This window comes from Paenibacillus sp. RC21, assembly GCF_044907935.1.
Taxonomy (GTDB): domain Bacteria; phylum Bacillota; class Bacilli; order Paenibacillales; family Paenibacillaceae; genus Paenibacillus; species Paenibacillus terrae_A.
Window position 1 is genome coordinate 198,021 of record NZ_JBIYCS010000004.1, and the last position, 20,478, is coordinate 218,498.

Here is a 20,478-nt window from a genome sequence, read left to right on the forward strand (position 1 = left end):
ACGTAAAAGCAGACAAAAACGATGTGAATTATATGTTTTTAGAGAGGAGCTTTCGCAATGAAGTTGAACACATCTATGCACACGGTAAAAATGGCAGGCCTGTTATTGTTGGTGCTGTTGACAGCATGCGGTCAAAACACAACGGCTCAGAGCACGAATGCGAAAGCAGGCAGGGAAGCGGCGACACAGCCGGAAACGGTGACCACTTTGCTGGTAGGCACAGGCGGAACGACAAAGCCTTTTACCTTCTCAAATGACCAAGATGAGCTGGATGGCTACGACATCGCCCTGTTGAAAGCGGTGGACGAGTTGCTGCCACAATACGAAATCAAGTTTGAGCGGGTGAAGTTCGACGGAATTTTTTCCGGAATTGATGCGGGGCGTTACCAGATCGGAGCCAACAGTATTTCCAAAAAGCCGGAGCGGGAAGAAAAATATCTTTTCAGCTCGGAGCCTTACGGCTATGCCAGCACAGTTATTGTGAAACGGAAGAATGAGGACACGCTGAAAAGCCTAGATGATCTCGGCGGAAAAAGAGCCATAGTCACCACCGATGGCAGCGCGAACGACAACTTCATCGAAGCGTTCAATAAAGAGCATCCCGACAATCCGATCCAAATTACCTATGCCGATCTGGAGGATGTCCAGGTCTATCAGAAAATTGAAAACAATGAGCTTGATTTCAAGCTGCACGGCTTGTCCTCATACAAAGAAATCGTGGACGAGTTCGGATTCAAAAATCTGGACAAAGTGACGCTCCCGCTGGAGCAGGCCAAACGGATCAGCAATCCCGGCGTATATTTTATTTTCCCAAAAACGGACAAAGGAGCGGAAATCCGCACTGCGGTGGACGGCGCACTGGCCACATTAAGAGCGGACGGAACGCTTTCCAGGCTGGCCGTTCAATATTTTGATACGGATATCAGTAAGGGCACGGCCGAATAACTGATCAGGCAGTACGAAAGGGGTCTATTTTATGCCAAATCTATTTGATTTTGGTGTGGTTATGGATATGATTCCGCAACTCATCAAGTACATTCCAATCACATTCGAAATCGTGCTGTTATCCGTTGTTTTCAGTTGGCTGATCGGATTCGTCGTGGCTCTGGTCAAAATAAACAAGGTGCCTGTGCTCTACCCCCTGTCCGGCTTGTATGTTTCCTTCATGCGGGGCACCCCGCTGATCATACAACTGTACATTGCCTACTTCGGCATACCGCTGCTGCTGCAATACTGGAGCCATGCCCAGGGGGTGGAGTACAGCGTGAACGGGATCAACCCGATAGTGTTTGTCGTCGTCGCGTTTGCGCTTAATGAGGGCGCCTACTGTTCGGAGACGATCCGCGCCGGCCTGGAAGCCGTGGACAAGGGCCAGACCGAAGCCGCCATGTCCATCGGAATGACCGCAAGCCAGACCTTTTTCAAAATTGTGCTGCCCGAGGCTTTGATCGTTGCCCTTCCTTCACTCGGCAATGCCTTTATCGGCATGATTAAAAACACTTCGCTGGCGTTTACCTGCGCCGTGGTGGAGCTGACTGCCGGAGCCCGGCTGCTGGCCTCAAAAAACTATCGCTTCTTTGAATCCTATGTCGCGCTGGCTATCATCTATTGGATTATTACCATCGTTGCCGCACGGCTGATCCGGGTCGCCGAGAACAAACTAAGAGCAAACGAAAGACAGGTTGACTTCAATGATACGAGTTCGTAGCCTTCATAAGCAATTTCATAAACACCAGGTTCTCAAAGGCATTGATCTGGATGTCGGGGAAGGGCAGGTCGTGGCCATTATCGGCCCGTCCGGTTCGGGCAAATCAACCATTTTGCGCTGCATCAATTACCTGGAGAAGCCGGAAGACGGCATTATCGAATTAGACGGCAGGGTAATCGATGCCAGACAAGCGAAAAAAAATGACATTCTTTATTTAAGGCAGCATACAACAATGGTGTTCCAGCAGTTCAATCTGTTCAAGCATAAAACGGCGCTGGCAAATGTCATGCTGGGGCTTACGGAAGTGCAGAAAAAAAGCAAAGCCGAAGCGCGGAAAATCGCTGATCATTATTTGGACAAGGTCGGTCTGAGCAACAGAAAAAGCTATTATCCCCGGCATCTTTCCGGCGGACAGCAGCAGAGGGTAGCGATTGCCAGGGCGCTGGCGTTGAACCCCAAGGTCATTTTGCTGGATGAACCGACCTCGGCCCTGGACCCGGAAATGGTAAACGACGTACTGGAGGTGATCCGAACCGCCGCCCGCGAGGGCAGAACGATGATTATCGTCTCGCACGAGATGAATTTTGTCTATGAAATTGCCGACAAGGTCATCTTCATGGACAATGGGCAGATTGTGGAACAAGGGACCCCACAGGATATTTACCTGAGTCCCCGCCAGGAGAGAACCAGACAATTTTTGTCCAAGGTCAATATCGGCTCTAATTACTCTATTTGACGAGCAACTGCTGCAGCTATAGGTTGCGGCATTCAACTACCCAAGGGAGGCTAAAGCAATGAGTACATTAAAAGAGTACTTGCAGCAGAAACGGGAAGCGGGTCTGCTTCTCAGAGAAAAGGCCGAGCAACAGCCGGAATACAACCGCTTCAGCGCCAAGGTAAAGGCCAAGGGGCGCAGCGGCGTGCGTGAAATCCGCATCCGTGATTTCCAGGTCATCAGCGACAGCCCAGAGGATTACGCCGGCTACAGCCTGGGCCCAAGCTCTCCGGAGCTTCAGCTTGGCGTGTTGGGAAGCTGCCTGACGCATATTACGCTGATCCAGGCTTCACAGAGGGGAGTCAGCCTTGACGCGCTGGAGGTTGAGGTGAGCGGCCAGCAGCACCCGCTGGCGGGCAGCCCCGGATACGAGCATATTCCGATTTTCCCGCACAATATCCGCTACAAGCTGCATATTACATCCTCCGAGTCACAGGAAACCATTGACGCGCTGCATAAGGCCGTGGAGGAGGCCTGCCCAATACTGAATCTGCTGCTGAACCCGCAGACCATAGAAGGCGAGCTGTTCCTTACCGCCCCCGAGCAGGTGTAAACGGATTTTTCGAAAAAAGCTGCAGCGTTATCCAACTGATCGGGATATATAGCAGTATCCTATAATTGCAAAGGAAGTTATTTGCCCATGCTTCACTCTTTGAATGTGCGGCTGAACCGGTTGATGCCCCTGATCACTCCGATCAGCATCATCGTAGGCGTGTTTTGCGGCAGCAGCCTGTCATCCTTTACTTATCTGTCGCCATGGCTGTTTGCCTTCATGACCTTTGCGGGAAGTATCAGTCTCGGGTTCAGAGATTTCCTGAATGTGCTCAAGAAACCCGCTCCGCTCATTATCTGCCTGTTCATTCTGCATCTGGCCATGCCGGTCGTTGCTATGGCCTTCGGCCATTTAGCTTTTCCCGGGGATGCCTATACGATTACCGGACTGATTCTGGCCGCGGCCATTCCGACCGGAGTCAGCAGCTTTGTCTGGGTCAGCATTTATAAAGGCAACATCGCCTTAACCCTGTCGATCATTCTTATCGACACGATACTAGCTCCTTTCGCCGTTCCCGGTGTCCTCTCGCTCTTGATCGGAGCGAGCGTGAAGCTGGACGCGGCGGCCATGATGGGCAGCCTGTTCTGGATGATCGTCGTCCCCTCGCTGCTGGGCATGATCCTCAACGAATGGACCAAAGGCACCGTCGCCCCGCGCTGGAGCCCGCGGCTGAACCCGCTCTCCAAGCTGATGATGGCTACAGTGGTAGCCATTAACGGGTCAGTTGTCGCACCTTACCTGACCCATCTCAACCTGAGGCTCGCCGGTCTTGCCGCCGTCATTGTTGCACTGGCTTCCACTGGATATATGCTGAGCTACTGCTCCTCCAGGCTGCTGGGCTGGAACGAAGCGGATCAGGTAGCGCTCATCTTCAACGGCGGCATGCGCAATATCAGCGCAGGGGCCGTCCTGGCCGTCTCCTATTTCCCTGCTCCGGTCGCACTGCCGGTCGTGCTCGGCATGGTGTTCCAGCAGATGCTGGCCTCCCTGGTCGGCTTTCTGCTCGGCCGACGTTCCCGCATCCGTGAGCGCCGCGGGACGGCTTCCGCGGCCTGATAATTAAGGGGCCTTCCGCAAAGGGTAGCCCGAAGCAGCAAACGAGCCCGTTCTCCGCATCAATATGGAGAACGGGCTCGTATACTTGGAAATAGTCTTAACGATAGCATTTTTACACCCAGCAGAACGTCGCCCGGATGATGCGCCCCTCTATCTCCAACGTTTCTCCATTTTTTCATCCATTGAAGTCGTACCCTAGGCGACTTTTTATATCCCAAAACTCGCACAACAACAGAGCAGGGAACACCCATTAATGCATCGCCTGCAATAGCACAACCTAATAACACAGCTACGGATGCGGCTGGCCTTTTAGCAGACTTCAATTCCCTGTTTGATAAGCTTCATGATGTCAAGATAAAGGTCAGGTCATATTAACATCCGTTATCCCTTCATCGAATCAGGTACATGTGAAATGCTTTCTTGCTGGTCCTTCGTACGTCCGTTGCCGAACTTGAATATCAAAATGCCTCCGATAATGACCAGCACGCCGATCAGCTTGGTGAAGGTGAACGGAATCTTTTCCAGTCCCAGCCATCCTAACGAATCCCACAGCAAAGCAGTGCCCAATTGTGCCGTTAATACGATAGAGATCGCATAAGTCGGACCAAGCAGCTTCACTCCTTGTACCAGACAGAACACCACGCCAACACCAATCATTCCACTGAACCAGTACCACGGCTGCATATGCTGTAGTGTAAATGTATTTTTCCCTGCAAAAATAAGACTGCCGAGCAAGGAGGCCAGAAACCCCGTTCCCAGCACAAGTGTGGTTGTAGCCCATGAACCTGTCCGTTCGTTCACCTTATTATTGAATATCGTTTGCAGGCTAACAAAGGCTCCTGCGATAACCGCCAGTACAATTCCTGATAGCATAATTTCAACTCTCCCCCGCTAATTCTTTTACGAATGATTATGCTTCATAAATATTATGGCCTGCCAGTTGGCCCAAACCTTCTCTGTCACGAATTACAATATAGCCCCGTGCTCGTTCCACCAATCCATCTGCGCTCATCTTGCGAATCACACGGTTGAGATGCCTATAGCTGGTTCCGATTAAATTCGCCACATCTACGAGACTGGATGCCCGCAGTTCCTCATGAAAAGAAGCATCACCTTCGTCAAAAGAAACGGATAGCAGGTAACTGGCCAGCCTGACTTCCACAGGATACATTAAGTTAAAGCTGGAGAAGTCGGAATCCATGCAAAACTTCCGGGTAACGATATCCAGCAAAAATTGCAGCATTGGAGCGTAGTCTCTGCCATATTTATTCATCCACTGGTGGTGAATACCGATTACATATATAGGAGACACAGCCTCCACCGTGTTGATCACGTTGCTGCTGCGAATATATTCAACATCTCCTATGATCTCAATCGGTGTTTTAAAGCAAAGAACCAGTGTTTTACCTTCCGTTGAACTGGTATAAATCTTGACCTTGCCCTGTACCAATATGTACAGATGTTCAATGGAATCCCCTTGGGAGCACAGCTTTTCCCCTTGTTCCAAACGATGCAGCGACAAATGAGGCCGCAGTGGCTCATGTAGTATCGATTCTAACTGATGCAATTGTAAAAAATGCTTCAGTTGCTCTTGATCCTGAATTTCTTTCATGCTTGGGCTCACCTTCGTTTTCTACGTTCTGGGTTCCTTCTCCGAATAAAGTTCTATTTAGAGCTTCAAAATGATCACACCCGCAATCATCATGCCAATGCCTATAAATTGCGGGAGCTTCATCTTCTGCTTCACTACACCGAACCATCCGTTTATATCAACCAGGAAGGTCAGGCACAACTGGGCAATCAACAGCGCCGAGATCGTGAACGTAACCCCAATATGCTGAATAGCGGTGACTTCACTAAATATGATGATAGCTGCAAAAGCGCCACCTAAGAGATACATGGGCTTCACCTGCTTCATCTCTGCCAAGCTGCCATCTCGTGTAAACATCCAGACCAATGCCGCCAAAATAACACCCGTCAGTTGAGTAACCGTAGCCGCCTGCCATGTACCGATATCCTGACTAATCCGTGTATTCGCTACCCCTTGCAGCGTAATACAAGCGCCTCCCAAAAAAGCAAACAAAATTCCTCTCATGAATCGTTATTCTCCCTATCTAAGTGACTTTTCTATTTATTAAAGTATAGGTTAGTCTCACCATAAAGGACATATGTCCTGAAACAACTCCAACCATCCATACCTTTCCTTCCGATCATTACGCTTCAATCCTGTACACTTGCGTTAATAACTAGACAGTATCCCATCATAAACTGCAGGTTCCGGCACGATAAAATGGAATGCAGCATTCAATTGAGGAGTTGAACGCCATATGGCTAAACATAATTGGCTGCATCGAAAAAGCCGTACTATTAAAATCATTATCCTGTTACTCATCCTGTGGCTGATTGCCGTCATGATCTATCAGACCCATAAGCCATTGCCCCCCTTCGTCTCCTATGAAAGTCAGGAGTATTCAACCAACGAGGTGAACTTCTGGACGGATTTGACCTATCCCTCCAGGGATGGAAGTACCGCACAGCATGAAGGGCAAATTTTAAACCGTATGTTTGGGATCATTGATGAAGCCAAACAATTTATCGTCATCGATCTGTTTCTGTTCAACGATTATAAACATAAGGGCCAGCGCTTTCCCCAAGTCAGCGCACAGATGACCGAGCGTCTGATTGCCAAAAAGAAGGCTCGTCCCGATATGCCTATCTTTTTCATTACGGATGAAGTCAATACCAATTACAATTCATCTCCCAATCATTTGCTGGAGAATATGAAGCGAGCGGGAATTCAGGTCGTTCAGACTGATGTGGACCCGCTGCGGGATTCCACGCCGATCTATTCTGCCGTGTGGCGTACCTTTTTCCAATGGTTCGGACAGCAGGGCACGGGCTGGATTCCCAACCTGATGGCCAGTGACGGACCTGACGTTACGGCACGCTCCTATCTCAAGCTGTTGAACGTCAAGGCCAATCATCGTAAATTGGTTGCCAGCGAGCAGACAGCGCTCATTTCCACAGGCAACGTTCACGATGCGAGTGCATATCACTCCAATGTGGCGCTGGAGGTGAAGGGACCCATCATCGGGGACATTTTACAAACCGAGCAGGCGGTGCTGGACTTCTCTGGCGGAGGGCAGCTTCCTGCCTATACGCCACAAGCAGAAGCCTCTGCTCAATCGGGAAAAGACAGATACCGGATCCAATATCTAACCGAAGGCAAGGTATACACATCGGTTCTGGATGCCATCGGGCAAACAAAGAAAGGCGATAGCATTCATATGGGCATGTTTTATTTGGCAGACCGTAAAGTGTTGAACAGCCTTCTGGATGCCTCTGCACGCGGTGTGAACATCCAATTGTTGCTGGACCCGAATCAAAACGCGTTTGGACAGGAAAAAATCGGTATCCCCAATCGTCCGGTTGCCAAAGAACTGTCCGATAAATCGGGCGGAAAAATCCAAATCCGCTGGTATAATACGACCCATGAGCAATACCATACCAAGCTAATTTATATTGCCAAGGGACAAGGAGATCACATCATTTTGGGCGGCTCCACGAATTTGACACCACGTAATCTGGACGATCTGAATCTGGAGAATGAATTGCGGGTGGCCGCTCCAGCGGACAGTAAGCTGACCCGACAGATTGCGGCCTATTTTGATACATTGTGGAATAACCGGGGAGCTAAATACAGTCTGGATCTGGAAGCTTACGAGGATAATTCTACATTTTGGAAAGATATACTATATCGTTTACAAGATATGTTGGGCTTTACCACATTTTAAAATTGGGATGGCACTGTTGCGTGCTTGCTTGCTTTCTTCATTCAACCTATAGCAGCGGTGAAAGCAGCCGGGCGAGTGATTCCATCAAACGCTTGAACAGACGCTTCTTCATAAATTCCTCGCGGACGATCAGGCTGGCAGACTGCAAATCCCGCTCGTAATCCGCCACCATCTGCTGTACACTATGCGTTCGGATCAACAGAGCGTTCACTTCAAAATTCAGGTGGAAGCTACGCATGTCCATATTAGCCGTCCCGATGGTCGCAACCTCTCCGTCAATAATGAGAAGTTTGGAATGGAGGAAGCCTTTTTCATACTCATATACCTTGACCCCAACCTCCAGCAACGTTTGGAAATACGAATGGGACGCGAGGAACGGCAGCCACTTGTCCGGTTTCGCAGGAAACAGAATCCGCACGTCCAAACCGGACAGAGCCGCCATCCGCAGTGCGGTCAAAATATCTTCATCCGGGATAAAGTAAGGAGTGGCAATCCATACCGATTTGCGGGCGGATGTGATCATGGAGAAGAACAGATTTTTGAGCACTCTTCGCTCATTATCCGGGCCGCTGGCAATAATCTGCACGCCTCCGTCCGTAATTGGCTCGATTTTGGGGGACAGATATTCCTTATCCAGCACCGATTCACCCGTCATATGAAGCCAGTCCTGCAAAAATATAAGTTGCAGCGTCCGCACAGCCTCGCCCTTTACGACCATGTGCGTGTCACGCCAAAAGCCGTAGGCTTTGTTGCGGCTGAGGTACTCATCCCCTACATTCAGACCGCCGATCAATCCAATATTGCCGTCGATAACCACAATTTTACGGTGATTACGGTAGTTTACCCGGCTGGAAAAGAACAAGATCCGTGCGCCGCCATAAGCGACGACTTCTATCCCCGCATCCCGCATTTCCTTCAAGAAAGTCTTCGACAGCTGAATGCTGCCCACCGCATCGTACATAAACCGCACCTTGACGCCAGCTTTGGCCTTTTCGATCAAGATTTCCTGAATGCTGGTGCCGATATCATCCGACCGAAAAATGTAGTATTCCATGTGGATATGATGCTCTGCCTTGCGTAGTTCCGCCAATAGTGTGGAGAAGGTTTCATCTCCGTTGTTCAAGATTTGGGTTTCCGCCGCAAAATAAATCGGGGAACGGGCCAGCCTGCGTGCCAAACGCATCAACTGCTGCTGCTCATCTGTAAAGCAGGTCAGATCGCGTTTGACGTGCATGGCATCCTTCTCAATACGGTCGTAAGCCTGCTGGTCACGCAATGCCTTTTTGTTATACTTGCGGCGTTTGAACACATTTTGCCCAAACAAAAAATAAAGAGGAAGTCCAACCACTGGCAGCAGGGCCAGCAGCAAAATCCAGGACATCGTGGTGGAAGGATTACGATTCTCCGAAAAAATAATCAGACTGATGGAGATAACCGACAGGGTAGAAAAGATACTGATGACGGTTCCTTCATTTGTGCCGATGGAATTAAACAAGCCAAAATAATAAATACCAAAAACCATAGCCGCAATTAACACGGCCAGTAAGCTTCGCCTCATAATTTACCTCATTTCCAATGCACTGCATCCTCATCAAACAGCAAGAAACAGACACTGTATATATGAACTGGATGATTCATCTTAAAAAATAGACATCTTCATTATATTGTACATGAGCACCTTATTTCTTCCCACTTTTTTGTTAAGATTTATGAAGAAAAAAAGAATCCGTAGAAAAACTCAAAACAAAACCGGATAAACCCGGGTTGACACTTACTTTTTTTCGTGCAAAAATAAACTAACGAACGTTAGGTAGGTGAAAATGATGGGAATGGAAGACATTCGAAAAGCCGCTCTTTTCCAATTTGCCGCCAATGGGTATGAGGGGGCATCCTTAAGCAATATTGCCGCTGAGGTAGGTATTCGAAAACCTTCTATATATGCGCATTTTCAAGGCAAGGAGGATCTGTTTCTACAGGTGGCGAGGTACGCTTTTCAAGAGCAGAATTTACGTATTTTTGAATACTTTTCGGAACGCAGAGATCAGCCGCTGGAGCATACGCTGCATGACTTCCTGTTTTGGATGGGACAGGAATATGAGAGCAACAACACAGCCAAGTTTATGCTTCGCTTTTCCTTCTTACCGCCTGTGTCTTTGTATTCCGAGGTTCTGGATATTGTTAATCCTTTTCTGGAAAATATGGAGCGAAAATTAACTCGCATCCTCCGGAATGCACGAGATAGGGAACCCTTTGGACATATGGAGCCAGTGGATATGGCTCTATCCTTCATAACACTGCTGGACGGAATCATGGTGGAACTGCTCTATAGTGGCAGCCTGAACTACCACCGAAGATTGAAAGCTGCATGGCCTATTTTTTGGCGCGGGATTACGTTAACCCCGCCTCATGAAGCGTGAAGGACAAGAACATAACGAGTGATTAATTTACAACTATTCTATATTTAAAGGGGAACGCTCATCATGAATCGCAGCTGGATTTATGTTTTTATAGGTGGCCTTATTGAGGTCGTATGGGTCTCGGGTCTGAAGCACGCAGATTCTGCACTCGCCTGGATTGTAACCGTGCTGGCTATGATAGCCAGCTTTTATTTGATCATGAAAGCGGCCAGCCGTTTGCCTGTAGGCACGGTGTACGCTGTATTTACCGGACTTGGAACAGGCGGGACCGTTGTAGGTGAAATGCTGCTGTTCGGGGAACCGTTTCAATGGTCCAAAACACTGTTAATCGCGCTTTTGCTGGCAGGTGTCGTAGGCCTGAAATTGGTTACTGACCGGGATGCTCAGGAAGGGAGTGGCGCATAATGGCTTGGATTGCATTGGTTATCGCGGGATGCTCGGAAGTGTTTGGAGTCATTGGCATGAAAGGAGTTACGGTTGGCAAGGGCTGGAAAGCACTCATGCTCATGGTTCTATCTTTTGTCATTAGCTTCTCGCTGCTCAGCTACGCCATGAAGAGTTTGCCTATGGGAACTTCCTACGCGGTATGGACAGGCATCGGAACGGTCGGCAGCACGATTACAGGCATGTTCTTGTACGGTGAACAAAAAAGCGTATTGCGTGTCCTGTTCATCGCTATGATTCTTGCCGCAGCACTGGGTTTAAAGCTAATTTCTTAAAGGAGTGATACCTTGTGATTACCACCGTAACGCTTAACGCGGCTGTGGATAAAATCTACACGGTTGCAGGCTTCGGTCTGAATGCCGTCCACCGGATCGAGGGCGGCCTGACGGTGCCGGGCGGCAAAGGCGTGAATGCCGCCCGCGTCATTCGCACTTTGGGCGAGCCTGTGCGGGCGACAGGGTTTGCCGCCGGACACACCGGACGGCTGCTCATCGACGGGTTGAGCGCGGAAGGTGTAAGCGCCGATTTTATCGAAACGGCGCACGGAGAAACCCGTCTCGCCATTACCGTGCTCGACCCGTCCACGCGCACGCAGACCGAGCTGATCGAAAGCGGCCCGACTATCGGGCCGCTTGAGCTGGCCACGCTGCGACGCAAAATCACGACCCTTGCCGCGGACTCGGCTTGGGTCGTGTTCTCGGGCAGCCTGCCTCCGGGCTGCCCGCCGGATCTGTACGCCGAGCTGTGCACGCTGGCGAAGGCGCGCGGTGCGCGAGTGGCGCTGGACGCGAGCGGCGAGGCCTTGCGCCTGGGGCTGCGCGGAAGGCCCGACCTCGTGAAGCCTAACGAGGACGAGGCCGCCCGCTTCGCCGGCATCGACGCAGCGGGCGCGGATGCCGCTGATGCGGCGGCAGCGCAGCTGCTGGAGGCCGGAGCGCAGCTGGCCGTCATCTCGCTCGGCGCGCGCGGGGCGCTGGCGGTGACGCGCGATGCGCGCTACCGCGTGAGCCTGCCGAACGCGGACATTGTCAGCGCGCTCGGCAGCGGTGACGCCATGGTCGCCGGGCTGGTCACCGGCGCGGTGGCGGGGCTGGGGCTCCCGGCAATGCTGCGGCGGGGAGCGGCCTGCGGCACGGCGGCGGCGTTGCACGCCATGGCCGGAAAGATCGAGCTCCAGGACGTGCAACGTCTGGAGCAGGGTATTACAGTGACGCTGTTGTAATCGGCGTCACTTTTTTTCATCCAATCCAAACATTCTTTTATTCGATATTCCGAATATTGGATGCTCTGAATGTCCTGTTCTCCAACTGCCTTACAACAAAACTCTGTTTTCCAGTATATTTTTCATACAAATATGCGACTTCGAAGGGCCTAATTTCACCAGTGAATCCTGAAACTCTGCAATTTCCTCTACCGACGCAGTTTGTAACTTGATGAGATAATTAAATTCCCCGCTGATGCGAAATAAATCGGTGACCTCCTTCACTTCTCTACAAAAATCAACCAGCTCTTGGCAATGCTCTGTCTTTAATAGAATAAAAGTGGTCGTTCCCCGATTCAGTTCACGTAAATTAAATACGGTGCTATAACCGGAAATAATCCCTCGATCCTCCAGCTTGATAATTCTTTCTTTAACGGACGGTTGAGACATCGAGATTTCTTTACTGATCTGGGAAATAGATATCCGGGCGTCATGCTGAAGCAACTGCATAATTTTGTAATCAATATCGTCTATGTGATGATGCATATCAAGCACCTCCTGCTTCGATCTTAAAAAGTAATGTTTTTTGTACGAATTAACTTTTATTTAATAACTAATATAGGCTAAAATCCTCACTTTTCATATATATGAACCTTATTATTATCCATATAATAAGGTGAACTTATTTATAAGGGGAGATTTTGAATGAGCGTGAAGGGTCTTGCACATGTGGCGATCCAAGCCCAGGATTATCAAGCAACCATTGCATTTTATACGGAGGTGTTGGGTTTTAAAAGAGGACATCATTGGAGTCTGCCGTCCTTTCAAATTCGGGAAGCTTCCATGCTCATTTCACCTGATCAAAGGACCTGTCTTGAAATTTTTGATAACGATGCAGTCATTCCCGCTCAAGGAAAAAAAGCTTCCTCGGAGGATGAAATTGCCCACGGTGCTTTGCTGCACTTCGCATTTTACGTGGATAATGTAAACGAAATATACCAAAAAGCCCTTGCTCATGGAGCAAGAACCTTTGTAGAACCGGATCAGCTCACGCTTGGTGAGCCCCCTCTGGTGGTAAAAAACGCTGTGATCTACAGCCCCAATGGCGAGGTTATCGAATTTATCGAGGATGTAGATTTTGATATGTCTTATTCCAACAAAAAATAGTCAGCATCGTTATAAGCTCATGATTTCAAATTTACTGAAAGGTCCGCTTCCCTAGGAAGTGGGCTTTTTCATATTTCACTTAACCCCGATCTATGATCAATCCAGAAGAATTAAAACGATTTTAATAAAGGACCGATATATTGATAAGCTGCTTTTTTCACCAACATGGATGGTCACGAAATTATATTTAATATTAAGCTATGCAAAGGAGTAGATTACCATCTCAATTGATTTCAATGTATATTGGTTTCATTTTAGTTCCGAGCTGCTGATGCCGTTCTTCTGCTTGCTTGGACTAGTACTCATCTATTTTGGATTCAGGACCATCCGCCGCCATCGCTACCGCAAACGCCATTGGGTTCGTACCAAGGGGCAAATCGTGGATGCGCATATCGAGGTAGACGTTGATATCGTTCCCTTTGACCGTGATGATCCGGTAGATACCAGTTACACCCGCCGATTGAAGGTACGCTTCTACACCACTTCAGGTGAAGTCGTAGAATTCTGGAATCCTTATAGCACCAATCTGAGCTTCAACAGGGTTGGCAGAAAGATTAACGTATTATACAATCCAGCGAACCCTCGTGATGCCCTAATTGCAGGCGGTGTAAATGGTGCAGGCTGCCTTGCCTTTATGCTGTTTCTGATCGGTATTCCCTTCGCTTTGAGCGGGGTATTCGCGTTACTGAAGTTTTTCTTGTAACAAGGTTTGGATCACATACTGTTCATAAAATTTACCGCCATATAAATAGCCAAGCCTAAAATAATCAAGGCCGATATTTTATTGAGCATGATGCCGAATCTTCCTTCTGAATCCATACGTCCTACAAGACGTCCGGCCGTCGCCAAACCAATAAACCATATCCACGATACCGACACGGCGGCCAGTCCGAAAGCCCAGCGTTCCCCACCATCATATTGGAGGGAGCTGGTTCCAATCACGCCGACGGTATCCAGAATGGCATGAGGATTCAGTAAGGATACTGAAGCAGCAAAAATCATCTGCCGCTTCGGCGGCATAGGCTGGCTTTCTCCCGAGGAAGCCGCCTTCGATTTCCACAGGGTCCAGGCCATATAAAGCAGAAATAGACAGCCTGCTGCATAAAGCGCATTCGTAAGCCACAGAAAACGCTGCAAAATAAGGGAGACGCCCCCAACTGCGAGCCCAATCAGGACCGTGTCACAGACTCCCGCCGTAATAACGGCAGGCAGTGCATTGCGAAACCGCGACTGTGACGCCCCCTGATTAAACACAAATACATTTTGCACTCCCAAAGGCAAAATCAGCCCCAATGCCAATAAAACGGCATGGATAACAGCTTCTAGCATGTTATGTACTCCCCCAAAAATCATTACCTACCTTCTCTCTCATCTTTCGATATTTCCTTCCTGTCCTTGATGTGATTATCGCTCTGTATTTTCTGAGTTTTCTGCACATCCGGTAAATCTTGCATGTGCTCCAAACGATTTACTGTAAGCTGATAATCCTGAGGGTTGTTCATATTGAAGACGGCTTGCTGCCACATTTCTAAGCTCGCTCCCGGCCCATCATCCGCTGTCGCATAACGAACGTTCAGGAGATCCAGCCAGCCAATCAGACGCAGACGACCATTGCGCAGACAATGCTCGGCGGACGGCAGCACACTTCGATGATACATGCCCAGCAACGGATGTATACGCCCATCCACAGAAGTGATTACCGCTTGTAATGCTGATTCCGTTGCCCGGTTCAACAAGCCATTTCCACCCATCAGTGCTTGCTCCCCTTCCGCTTCTTGTTTCCTTTGGTCACTGGTTGTCTTTTGCACCGCTGCCCAGTCCGTTGTATGGGCAATCAAGGCACGTAGTACCTCTGGCTGCACGAAGGGCATATCACAGGCGACGACAATTCCCCACTCCGTGTTGGAAGCAGAAAGCCCCGCATGGATGCCGCTCAAAGGCCCCAAGCCAGGATACAGGTCTGTCGTCGTTTCCAGACCAAACCGTCTATACTGCTGCGTATCTCGGGCCACGACGATAACTCGTTGCGCTACTTGCCCTAGCACAGCAGATATTCTCTCCAGTACTGTAACTCCCCCAAGCTGGAGCATCGCTTTATCCTGTCCCATTCTGCTAGATCGTCCGCCTGCTACGATAATTCCAGTCACCTCCACCATCACCATTAAACCTCCTTTTCCCAGATAAATTCTATCATTAATTATGAATGATTACAGAATAGAGCCATCACTTCGAGGATTTCCTGTTATATAAGTGGATTTCAAAAAAAGGGACAGCTCTAATCATAGCATCCAGATAAAGAATAAAAAATGGCGATCCATCTGGATCGCCTGAAAATAGAAAGTACCTCTTTATCTCTTCATCTAGTTCATTGCTTTTTAATTCGTGAATTTAATGAGTTGCAAAAACCGTTTCAGTATGGAAGTCGCTTCCACCCGGGTCGCCTGCTGTTTAGGGGCAAGCAAGCCGGGGGAGACGCCTTTAATTAAGCCTTGCTCTGTAGCCTTCGCCATAGCCTCTTGAGCCCAAGGAGAAACAGCGGATGCATCGCTGTATATCTCTTTATATTTCTCACTAGCAGGGCCAGCATTCAGAATTTGGGCATAATGTGCTGCCTTTTCGGTAATAACCACGATCTCCTCACGGGTAATCAATTTTTCTGGTCCAAATGACCGATTCCCGTAACCACGGATCAGGCCGGCTTCCATTGCAGCTCCCACACTACCAGCATACCAGGCGTTTTCTTTCACATCCGTAAAATGTTCCGTTAACGGCTTTTCCTGCATACCGAGCCCACGCACAAGCAATGCCACAAATTCAGCTCTTGTTACAGCTCGATTCGGCTCAAAAATATCAGGCTGGACACCTTTGACAATCAGCTTGTTTGCTAACATCTCCACATCTTTTTGCGCCCAATGATTCTCCAGATCCTTAAACTTTTTGTCTGCTGATACTACAGCATAAATACTGTTATGATTTGATTTGATGATTGCCTCTGTTTGGCCATTCACATTCCGAACCAACACGGGAACTGACGATAACGCGCCTGTTTTAGGATCGAACCATACGGCCGCTACGTGCTCAGGATCAACTTCATGATCCAGAATTAACTTCCGTTCCACGTAGTGACCGAAAAATTCAGTGATCTCGTGATCTCCGGCCATAAGCTTGAAATCAACCGGGTTTACCACAACACCCGCTAAACCCGTGTCAGCAATAGCTTGTCTTACTTGTGCACCGTTTTCGCCTGTCAACGACGAAATTTCAACTGTCAGACTATCTTCTGGATATAATGCGACTAATTTGTCGATCAGTTCAGTAGAAAGAGTAAACTGGGCTGCTGCTGTTCGTATGCTAATCGGCAGATTTGTGTTTTCTTTCGCGTATTGTTGTAAAAAGGCGGAAGGTATACTCACTTTTGCTGCTTCACTATAGCCAGAAGCATCCACCACCAGTTCTTTCTGGTCAACATTTGTAACATTTAGAGCTTGACCCGCGTCTCCATCATTCAAACCGATAAGTTGAATAGTACTGCTCTTATCGGATGCTGTCTTAGCGTCTGCTATTACAACACCAGTCTTGTTCTCTGTTGGGGAAGCAGCAGACGAAGTATCCTGATCAGACGTTTCTTTATCCTTAGGACGATGTGGGCGCGTATCTAGGACGCGGAACGTCCAATCCTCCGGTGTATGCATCCCCACATACGGGTTCATCGCCAAATCCGTCAGCGCTCCCGAGGTGATTTCCAGATAATACGACTTTCCTTCCTCCAGTTCACCTGATAGCTCAATGTACGCTATATTTTCCTCGCCTTTTAGCATAAAATTCGAATTCCCGGCTCCGGTTATCCGCAGCTCTCGTACCACGGTTCCTCCCAAGGCTTCGTGCAGCCTTACATACCCCTGGCCCCACTTCATCGGCTCATTAAACTCCATCATAAAGCCTGCAACTGGGCTCGATCCACTTAGCTCTGAACCTTCCGGTGATACTTTCCTTACCAGCTTCGGCGCTGTGACGTCTGCTGTCCGGAAGCTCCACGTGTTCTTGTCCCAAATTGCATTGTTTCCCTGGCCTGCACGGTCCACAAACATCCCCGAGCTAACCTCTACATAGTAGTCCGTACTATCCGTCAGCGGGTGATCCAGTTTCATCACCACACTTTGGCCACTGAAACGTATATCTCCCCCTGTAACCGTTCCTCCGCTTACGTTTATTCTTCCCACTTCGCTCCCATCCTGCCGATGCATGACAAGACGGCCTGTGCCCAGTTGCATTTCTTCGCTAAAGGCTATTCCCAAATCCGGCGTGAGCGTATGTGCATATTCACGGGGATATGTATAGATAGAATATGGGCGCTCATCTCGTACGCGGAACGTCCAATCCTCCGGTGTATGCATCCCCACATACGGGTTCATCGCCAAATCCGTCAGCGCTCCCGAGGTGATTTCCAGATAATACGACTTTCCTTCCTCCAGTTCACCTGATAGCTCAATGTACGCTATATTTTCCTCGCCTTTTAGCATAAAATTCGAATTCCCGGCTCCGGTTATCCGCAGCTCTCGTACCACGGTTCCTCCCAAGGCTTCGTGCAGCCTTACATACCCCTGGCCCCACTTCATCGGCTCATTAAACTCCATCATAAAGCCTGCAACTGGGCCCGATCCACTTAGCTCTGAACCTTCCGGTGATACTTTCCTTACCAGCTTCGGCGCTGTGGCGTCTGCTGTCCGGAAGCTCCACGTGTTCTTGTCCCAAATTGCATTGTTTCCCTGGCCTGCACGGTCTACAAACATCCCCGAGCTGACCTCTACATAGTAGTCTGTACTATCCGTCAGCAGGTGATCCAGTTTCATCACCACACTTTGGCCACTGAAACGTATATCTCCCCCTGTAACCGTTCCTCCGCTTACGTTTATTCTTCCCACTTCGCTCCCATCCTGCCGATGCACCACCAGATGGCCTGCTCCCAGTTGCACCTCTTCACTGAATGCCATAAACAGATTTTCATAAAAAGAAACGCCGCTTGCCTGAGGTGAAAGCCATGTATAGTATGGGGGCTCGTCTATTTGCGCCTTCATATAGACCGATGAAACCACGCTGGATGAAGAAGCTTCTTGGACGAACCCGTCAGAAACGGATACATTCTCCGTCGCGTTGTTACTTACACTCTCTGATGCAAACGCCGCTGAAATATAAGGGTTTGCCAGGTTGAGTACCTGTGTTGTCAGTACACTTGCCTTAATCATTCGATTTACATGATTCTTATTTCTTTTTTTCTTGCTCATATACGTACTCCTTTTATTTGGGTGTGAATGGAACGGTGAAATTCATGGATCTCACTCTTAATTTCCATATAATCTTGCTGACATTTCCATATGAAATCCCCGAAGTACAGCAGAATTTGCTCCCCTCTGATCTGAGAATTCCTACTGCTCCGAATGGCGTCCATTTTACTGTACAAAAACTCATACCGCATACGCTGGCGAGGCAAAACATATATTTTGAAAAAACAATTGCCTATTAATGAGGCAAACAAGTTATCAAACTGCCCAAAGGACACGTTTAGCATATTAAACTGCTTCAGACTGAGCTTATGTTTGATATCGAGCAGAGCGTGGTGAATCTGTTCCATAATTGCTTGAAAGGCCTCTTCAGCCCGCTGAAGCTCTTCAATGCGTGACCTCAGATACAAGAGATCGTATTCCGAATTACTGCTGGTTTGCAGCCACGAATCCTCAATCGGACCTTTTAACCGCGTCTGGATTACCTCTTCCAAGTTCTGAAAAGATGTTCCCTTGATAGCAGCGCCTTCACATGTTGTGTTAATAAATTCAGTTCCCTTCGCTGTACTGATGTAAAATTCCATCTCTGTTTTCATTTTGATAAAAGAATGTCGTGTAACCACCTGCTGGCCATGAACGCCCTGTACACGCGGCAAATCCGCACTAGCTGGAACACCTTGGGCATGAGTAATCCCCTCAGCATAATATTGTTCATCACGATAAGCTAAATTTTGCCCCACCAGCACAATAGGGTCTGCTTTCATCCGGATCATACATTGGAGTGCAATGACCGCTACAGAAGGAGCATCGTTAATAATCGTCGGTTTATGTCCCTCCGGTGTGCGCAATATGTGCATGGAGAGCTCATCCTGAGAGATGATGACATGCATAAGACGACCTGGATAATCATCAAGTGTGTGTTTACCGACCGTACTGCCGAAAATGAGTGGAATAGAATCAATTCCCTTGTCGATCACCTTTTGAATGACATTTACGTTGTATTCGTTCGGATCATAACTGAACGTGCCATGCGGGTATATGCCATGCTCCACCATCGTGTTCACTGCCGACCCTACCGTAAACAGGTACGCAAGATTATTCTCCCGAATGTAGCGCAGGTGCTCAATTTCGTCGTTAAGGGAAGGACCAGCTGATATTATTAAGGCTGGCTTGCCTGCAATATGCTCTGATCCCGTGTACAGAAAATCCGAACTATGTAAAATAAAGGGAATATTATGCATACTGTTTAGTGCCCACTTTTTCTCATAAACATGGTTGATAGCCATTTTCTCCTTCTTGCTGGACACCATCCTGTACAATATTTCATTAAACTTCTTCAGTTCCGCAGTAAATAAAGAGCGATACGGGAGCCACGGAACAACCAGCACTCCAGATACACGATCAATCAACCTGTGCAGTGTACCGAGCGTCTCCCCAGTAATTGCTCCTACCATAACTTCTTCGATCATCTCATCAGCCAGCCAGTCGTTTTCATTCAGGTGCTGCAAAAAAATATTCATCACACCAGTATCCGGCTCGACGATGGAGAAGCTGGTATTTGGGTGTCTACGCAAAAATTTGCGGATATGATACCCTAGTCCTACTCCAAAAAAAATCACGTGCGCTTGAGGTTTAACTTCTTTAAAATCGAAAACAAATAGCTCTGCTTCCCGCCCAGGCTGCTCAGGATCATGCAAATAATATGATCGCCCCTCACGAGTCAGTGCTATGTTGGGCTCGTTGGTTTTAGAAGCCAGCAACTCATATCCTTCTCCTGCCTGAAGCAGATGAAGCCGAGGAAAACGGCGGTACAAGGAATTGTCTCTACGATGCTGCGATGCCATTTTTCATTCCTTTCCATCCGATATCTCATAAAACCAACGATATAGGTCAGATAAACCCATATATTCCCTTATAAGGAATAATATTCTAGTTTTATGTAATATCTGCGTCATTATATTTTAAATCAGAAAAAAATAATCCTAAATCACCCTGATTATGGATTAAGTATCGGCTATTCTTTGTATAAACTTTAGGTCTTAAGAACCTATTTTTAAATAAGGATTTTGTAACCAACCAAGTAT

At 48.4% G+C, this 20,478-nt stretch carries 21 protein-coding genes; 12 read left to right on the forward strand and 9 right to left on the reverse strand.

What is annotated here, in order from left to right; genetic code table 11:
* The first annotated feature begins 57 nt into the window (after positions 1-57).
* From ABIA61_RS14440 to ABIA61_RS14460, 5 genes are all read left to right on the forward strand, one after another.
* Entirely contained in the window at positions 58-945 is an 888-nt protein-coding gene (locus ABIA61_RS14440; RefSeq protein WP_404519416.1) for a transporter substrate-binding domain-containing protein, read from the forward strand.
* A 31-nt stretch (positions 946-976) separates the two neighbouring features.
* Positions 977-1,708 (forward strand): amino acid ABC transporter permease, encoded by a 732-nt coding sequence (locus ABIA61_RS14445; RefSeq protein WP_283653598.1) that lies wholly within the window; start codon positions 977-979, stop codon positions 1,706-1,708.
* A complete protein-coding gene (locus ABIA61_RS14450) occupies positions 1,692-2,444 on the forward strand; it encodes an amino acid ABC transporter ATP-binding protein (protein WP_283653599.1) in 753 nt (250 codons plus the stop codon). Before ABIA61_RS14445 ends, ABIA61_RS14450 begins: the two co-directional genes overlap by 17 nt.
* A gap of 58 nt (positions 2,445-2,502) precedes the next feature.
* Positions 2,503-3,036: an OsmC family protein gene (locus ABIA61_RS14455; protein WP_404580909.1), complete on the forward strand. Its 534-nt coding sequence runs from the start codon at positions 2,503-2,505 to the stop codon at positions 3,034-3,036.
* Between the two features lie 87 nt (positions 3,037-3,123).
* Positions 3,124-4,092: a bile acid:sodium symporter family protein gene (locus ABIA61_RS14460; RefSeq protein ID WP_283653601.1), complete on the forward strand. Its 969-nt coding sequence runs from the start codon at positions 3,124-3,126 to the stop codon at positions 4,090-4,092.
* A gap of 381 nt (positions 4,093-4,473) precedes the next feature.
* Here ABIA61_RS14460 and ABIA61_RS14465 read toward each other — a convergent pair whose 3' ends face one another.
* Genes ABIA61_RS14465 through ABIA61_RS14475 form a run of 3 tightly spaced genes read right to left on the reverse strand, consistent with a single transcriptional unit; the run spans position 4,474 to position 6,187 of the window.
* Positions 4,474-4,965 (reverse strand): DMT family transporter, encoded by a 492-nt coding sequence (locus ABIA61_RS14465; RefSeq protein WP_283653602.1) that lies wholly within the window; start codon positions 4,963-4,965, stop codon positions 4,474-4,476.
* 37 nt (positions 4,966-5,002) lie between these two features.
* A complete protein-coding gene (locus ABIA61_RS14470) occupies positions 5,003-5,704 on the reverse strand; it encodes a Crp/Fnr family transcriptional regulator (RefSeq protein WP_283653603.1) in 702 nt (233 codons plus the stop codon).
* 57 nt (positions 5,705-5,761) lie between these two features.
* Positions 5,762-6,187, reverse strand: coding sequence for a DMT family transporter (locus tag ABIA61_RS14475; protein ID WP_283653604.1), 426 nt, complete (start codon positions 6,185-6,187; stop codon positions 5,762-5,764).
* Between the two features lie 232 nt (positions 6,188-6,419).
* Here ABIA61_RS14475 and ABIA61_RS14480 point away from each other — a divergent pair, with 232 nt between their 5' ends.
* Positions 6,420-7,886, forward strand: a complete 1,467-nt coding sequence (locus ABIA61_RS14480; protein ID WP_283653605.1) for a phospholipase D family protein — start codon at positions 6,420-6,422, stop codon at positions 7,884-7,886.
* A gap of 46 nt (positions 7,887-7,932) precedes the next feature.
* Here ABIA61_RS14480 and cls read toward each other — a convergent pair whose 3' ends face one another.
* Positions 7,933-9,444 (reverse strand): cardiolipin synthase, encoded by a 1,512-nt coding sequence (gene cls / locus ABIA61_RS14485; RefSeq protein WP_283653606.1) that lies wholly within the window; start codon positions 9,442-9,444, stop codon positions 7,933-7,935.
* Positions 9,445-9,709: 265 nt separating this feature from the next.
* Here cls and ABIA61_RS14490 point away from each other — a divergent pair, with 265 nt between their 5' ends.
* From ABIA61_RS14490 to ABIA61_RS14505, 4 genes are all read left to right on the forward strand, one after another.
* Complete coding sequence (locus ABIA61_RS14490) at positions 9,710-10,303, forward strand: TetR/AcrR family transcriptional regulator (protein ID WP_044646200.1); 594 nt, start codon at positions 9,710-9,712, stop codon at positions 10,301-10,303.
* A gap of 63 nt (positions 10,304-10,366) precedes the next feature.
* Positions 10,367-10,708: a DMT family transporter gene (locus ABIA61_RS14495; protein WP_014278502.1), complete on the forward strand. Its 342-nt coding sequence runs from the start codon at positions 10,367-10,369 to the stop codon at positions 10,706-10,708.
* Positions 10,708-11,022, forward strand: a complete 315-nt coding sequence (locus ABIA61_RS14500; protein WP_283653609.1) for a DMT family transporter — start codon at positions 10,708-10,710, stop codon at positions 11,020-11,022. The genes ABIA61_RS14495 and ABIA61_RS14500 overlap by 1 nt, the downstream gene beginning before the upstream one ends.
* Positions 11,023-11,036: 14 nt before the next feature.
* Complete coding sequence (locus ABIA61_RS14505; protein WP_404580910.1) at positions 11,037-11,969, forward strand: 1-phosphofructokinase family hexose kinase; 933 nt, start codon at positions 11,037-11,039, stop codon at positions 11,967-11,969.
* A 90-nt stretch (positions 11,970-12,059) separates the two neighbouring features.
* Here the strand turns inward: ABIA61_RS14505 and ABIA61_RS14510 are convergent, their stop codons facing one another.
* A complete protein-coding gene (locus ABIA61_RS14510) occupies positions 12,060-12,494 on the reverse strand; it encodes an Lrp/AsnC family transcriptional regulator (protein WP_283653611.1) in 435 nt (144 codons plus the stop codon).
* 159 nt (positions 12,495-12,653) lie between these two features.
* Here ABIA61_RS14510 and ABIA61_RS14515 point away from each other — a divergent pair, with 159 nt between their 5' ends.
* Both ABIA61_RS14515 and ABIA61_RS14520 read left to right on the forward strand, forming a co-directional pair.
* Entirely contained in the window at positions 12,654-13,115 is a 462-nt protein-coding gene (locus tag ABIA61_RS14515; RefSeq protein ID WP_404580911.1) for a VOC family protein, read from the forward strand.
* A 271-nt stretch (positions 13,116-13,386) separates the two neighbouring features.
* Entirely contained in the window at positions 13,387-13,818 is a 432-nt protein-coding gene (locus tag ABIA61_RS14520; RefSeq protein ID WP_349361880.1) for a DUF3592 domain-containing protein, read from the forward strand.
* 11 nt (positions 13,819-13,829) lie between these two features.
* On the opposite strand, the gene ABIA61_RS14525 is transcribed toward ABIA61_RS14520, so the two are convergent.
* The 4 genes from ABIA61_RS14525 to ABIA61_RS14540 all read right to left on the reverse strand — a co-directional run bounded on the left by ABIA61_RS14525 (position 13,830) and on the right by ABIA61_RS14540 (position 20,238).
* Entirely contained in the window at positions 13,830-14,444 is a 615-nt protein-coding gene (locus tag ABIA61_RS14525; RefSeq protein WP_283657399.1) for a LysE/ArgO family amino acid transporter, read from the reverse strand.
* 23 nt (positions 14,445-14,467) lie between these two features.
* On the reverse strand, positions 14,468-15,271 hold the full coding sequence (mobA, locus tag ABIA61_RS14530) for a molybdenum cofactor guanylyltransferase (protein ID WP_283653614.1): 804 nt from the start codon (positions 15,269-15,271) through the stop codon (positions 14,468-14,470).
* Positions 15,272-15,490: 219 nt separating this feature from the next.
* Positions 15,491-18,397, reverse strand: coding sequence for an Ig-like domain-containing protein (locus ABIA61_RS14535; RefSeq protein ID WP_404580912.1), 2,907 nt, complete (start codon positions 18,395-18,397; stop codon positions 15,491-15,493).
* Complete coding sequence (locus ABIA61_RS14540; RefSeq protein WP_404519406.1) at positions 18,394-20,238, reverse strand: motility associated factor glycosyltransferase family protein; 1,845 nt, start codon at positions 20,236-20,238, stop codon at positions 18,394-18,396. The genes ABIA61_RS14535 and ABIA61_RS14540 overlap by 4 nt, the downstream gene beginning before the upstream one ends.
* Positions 20,239-20,478: the final 240 nt, after the last annotated feature.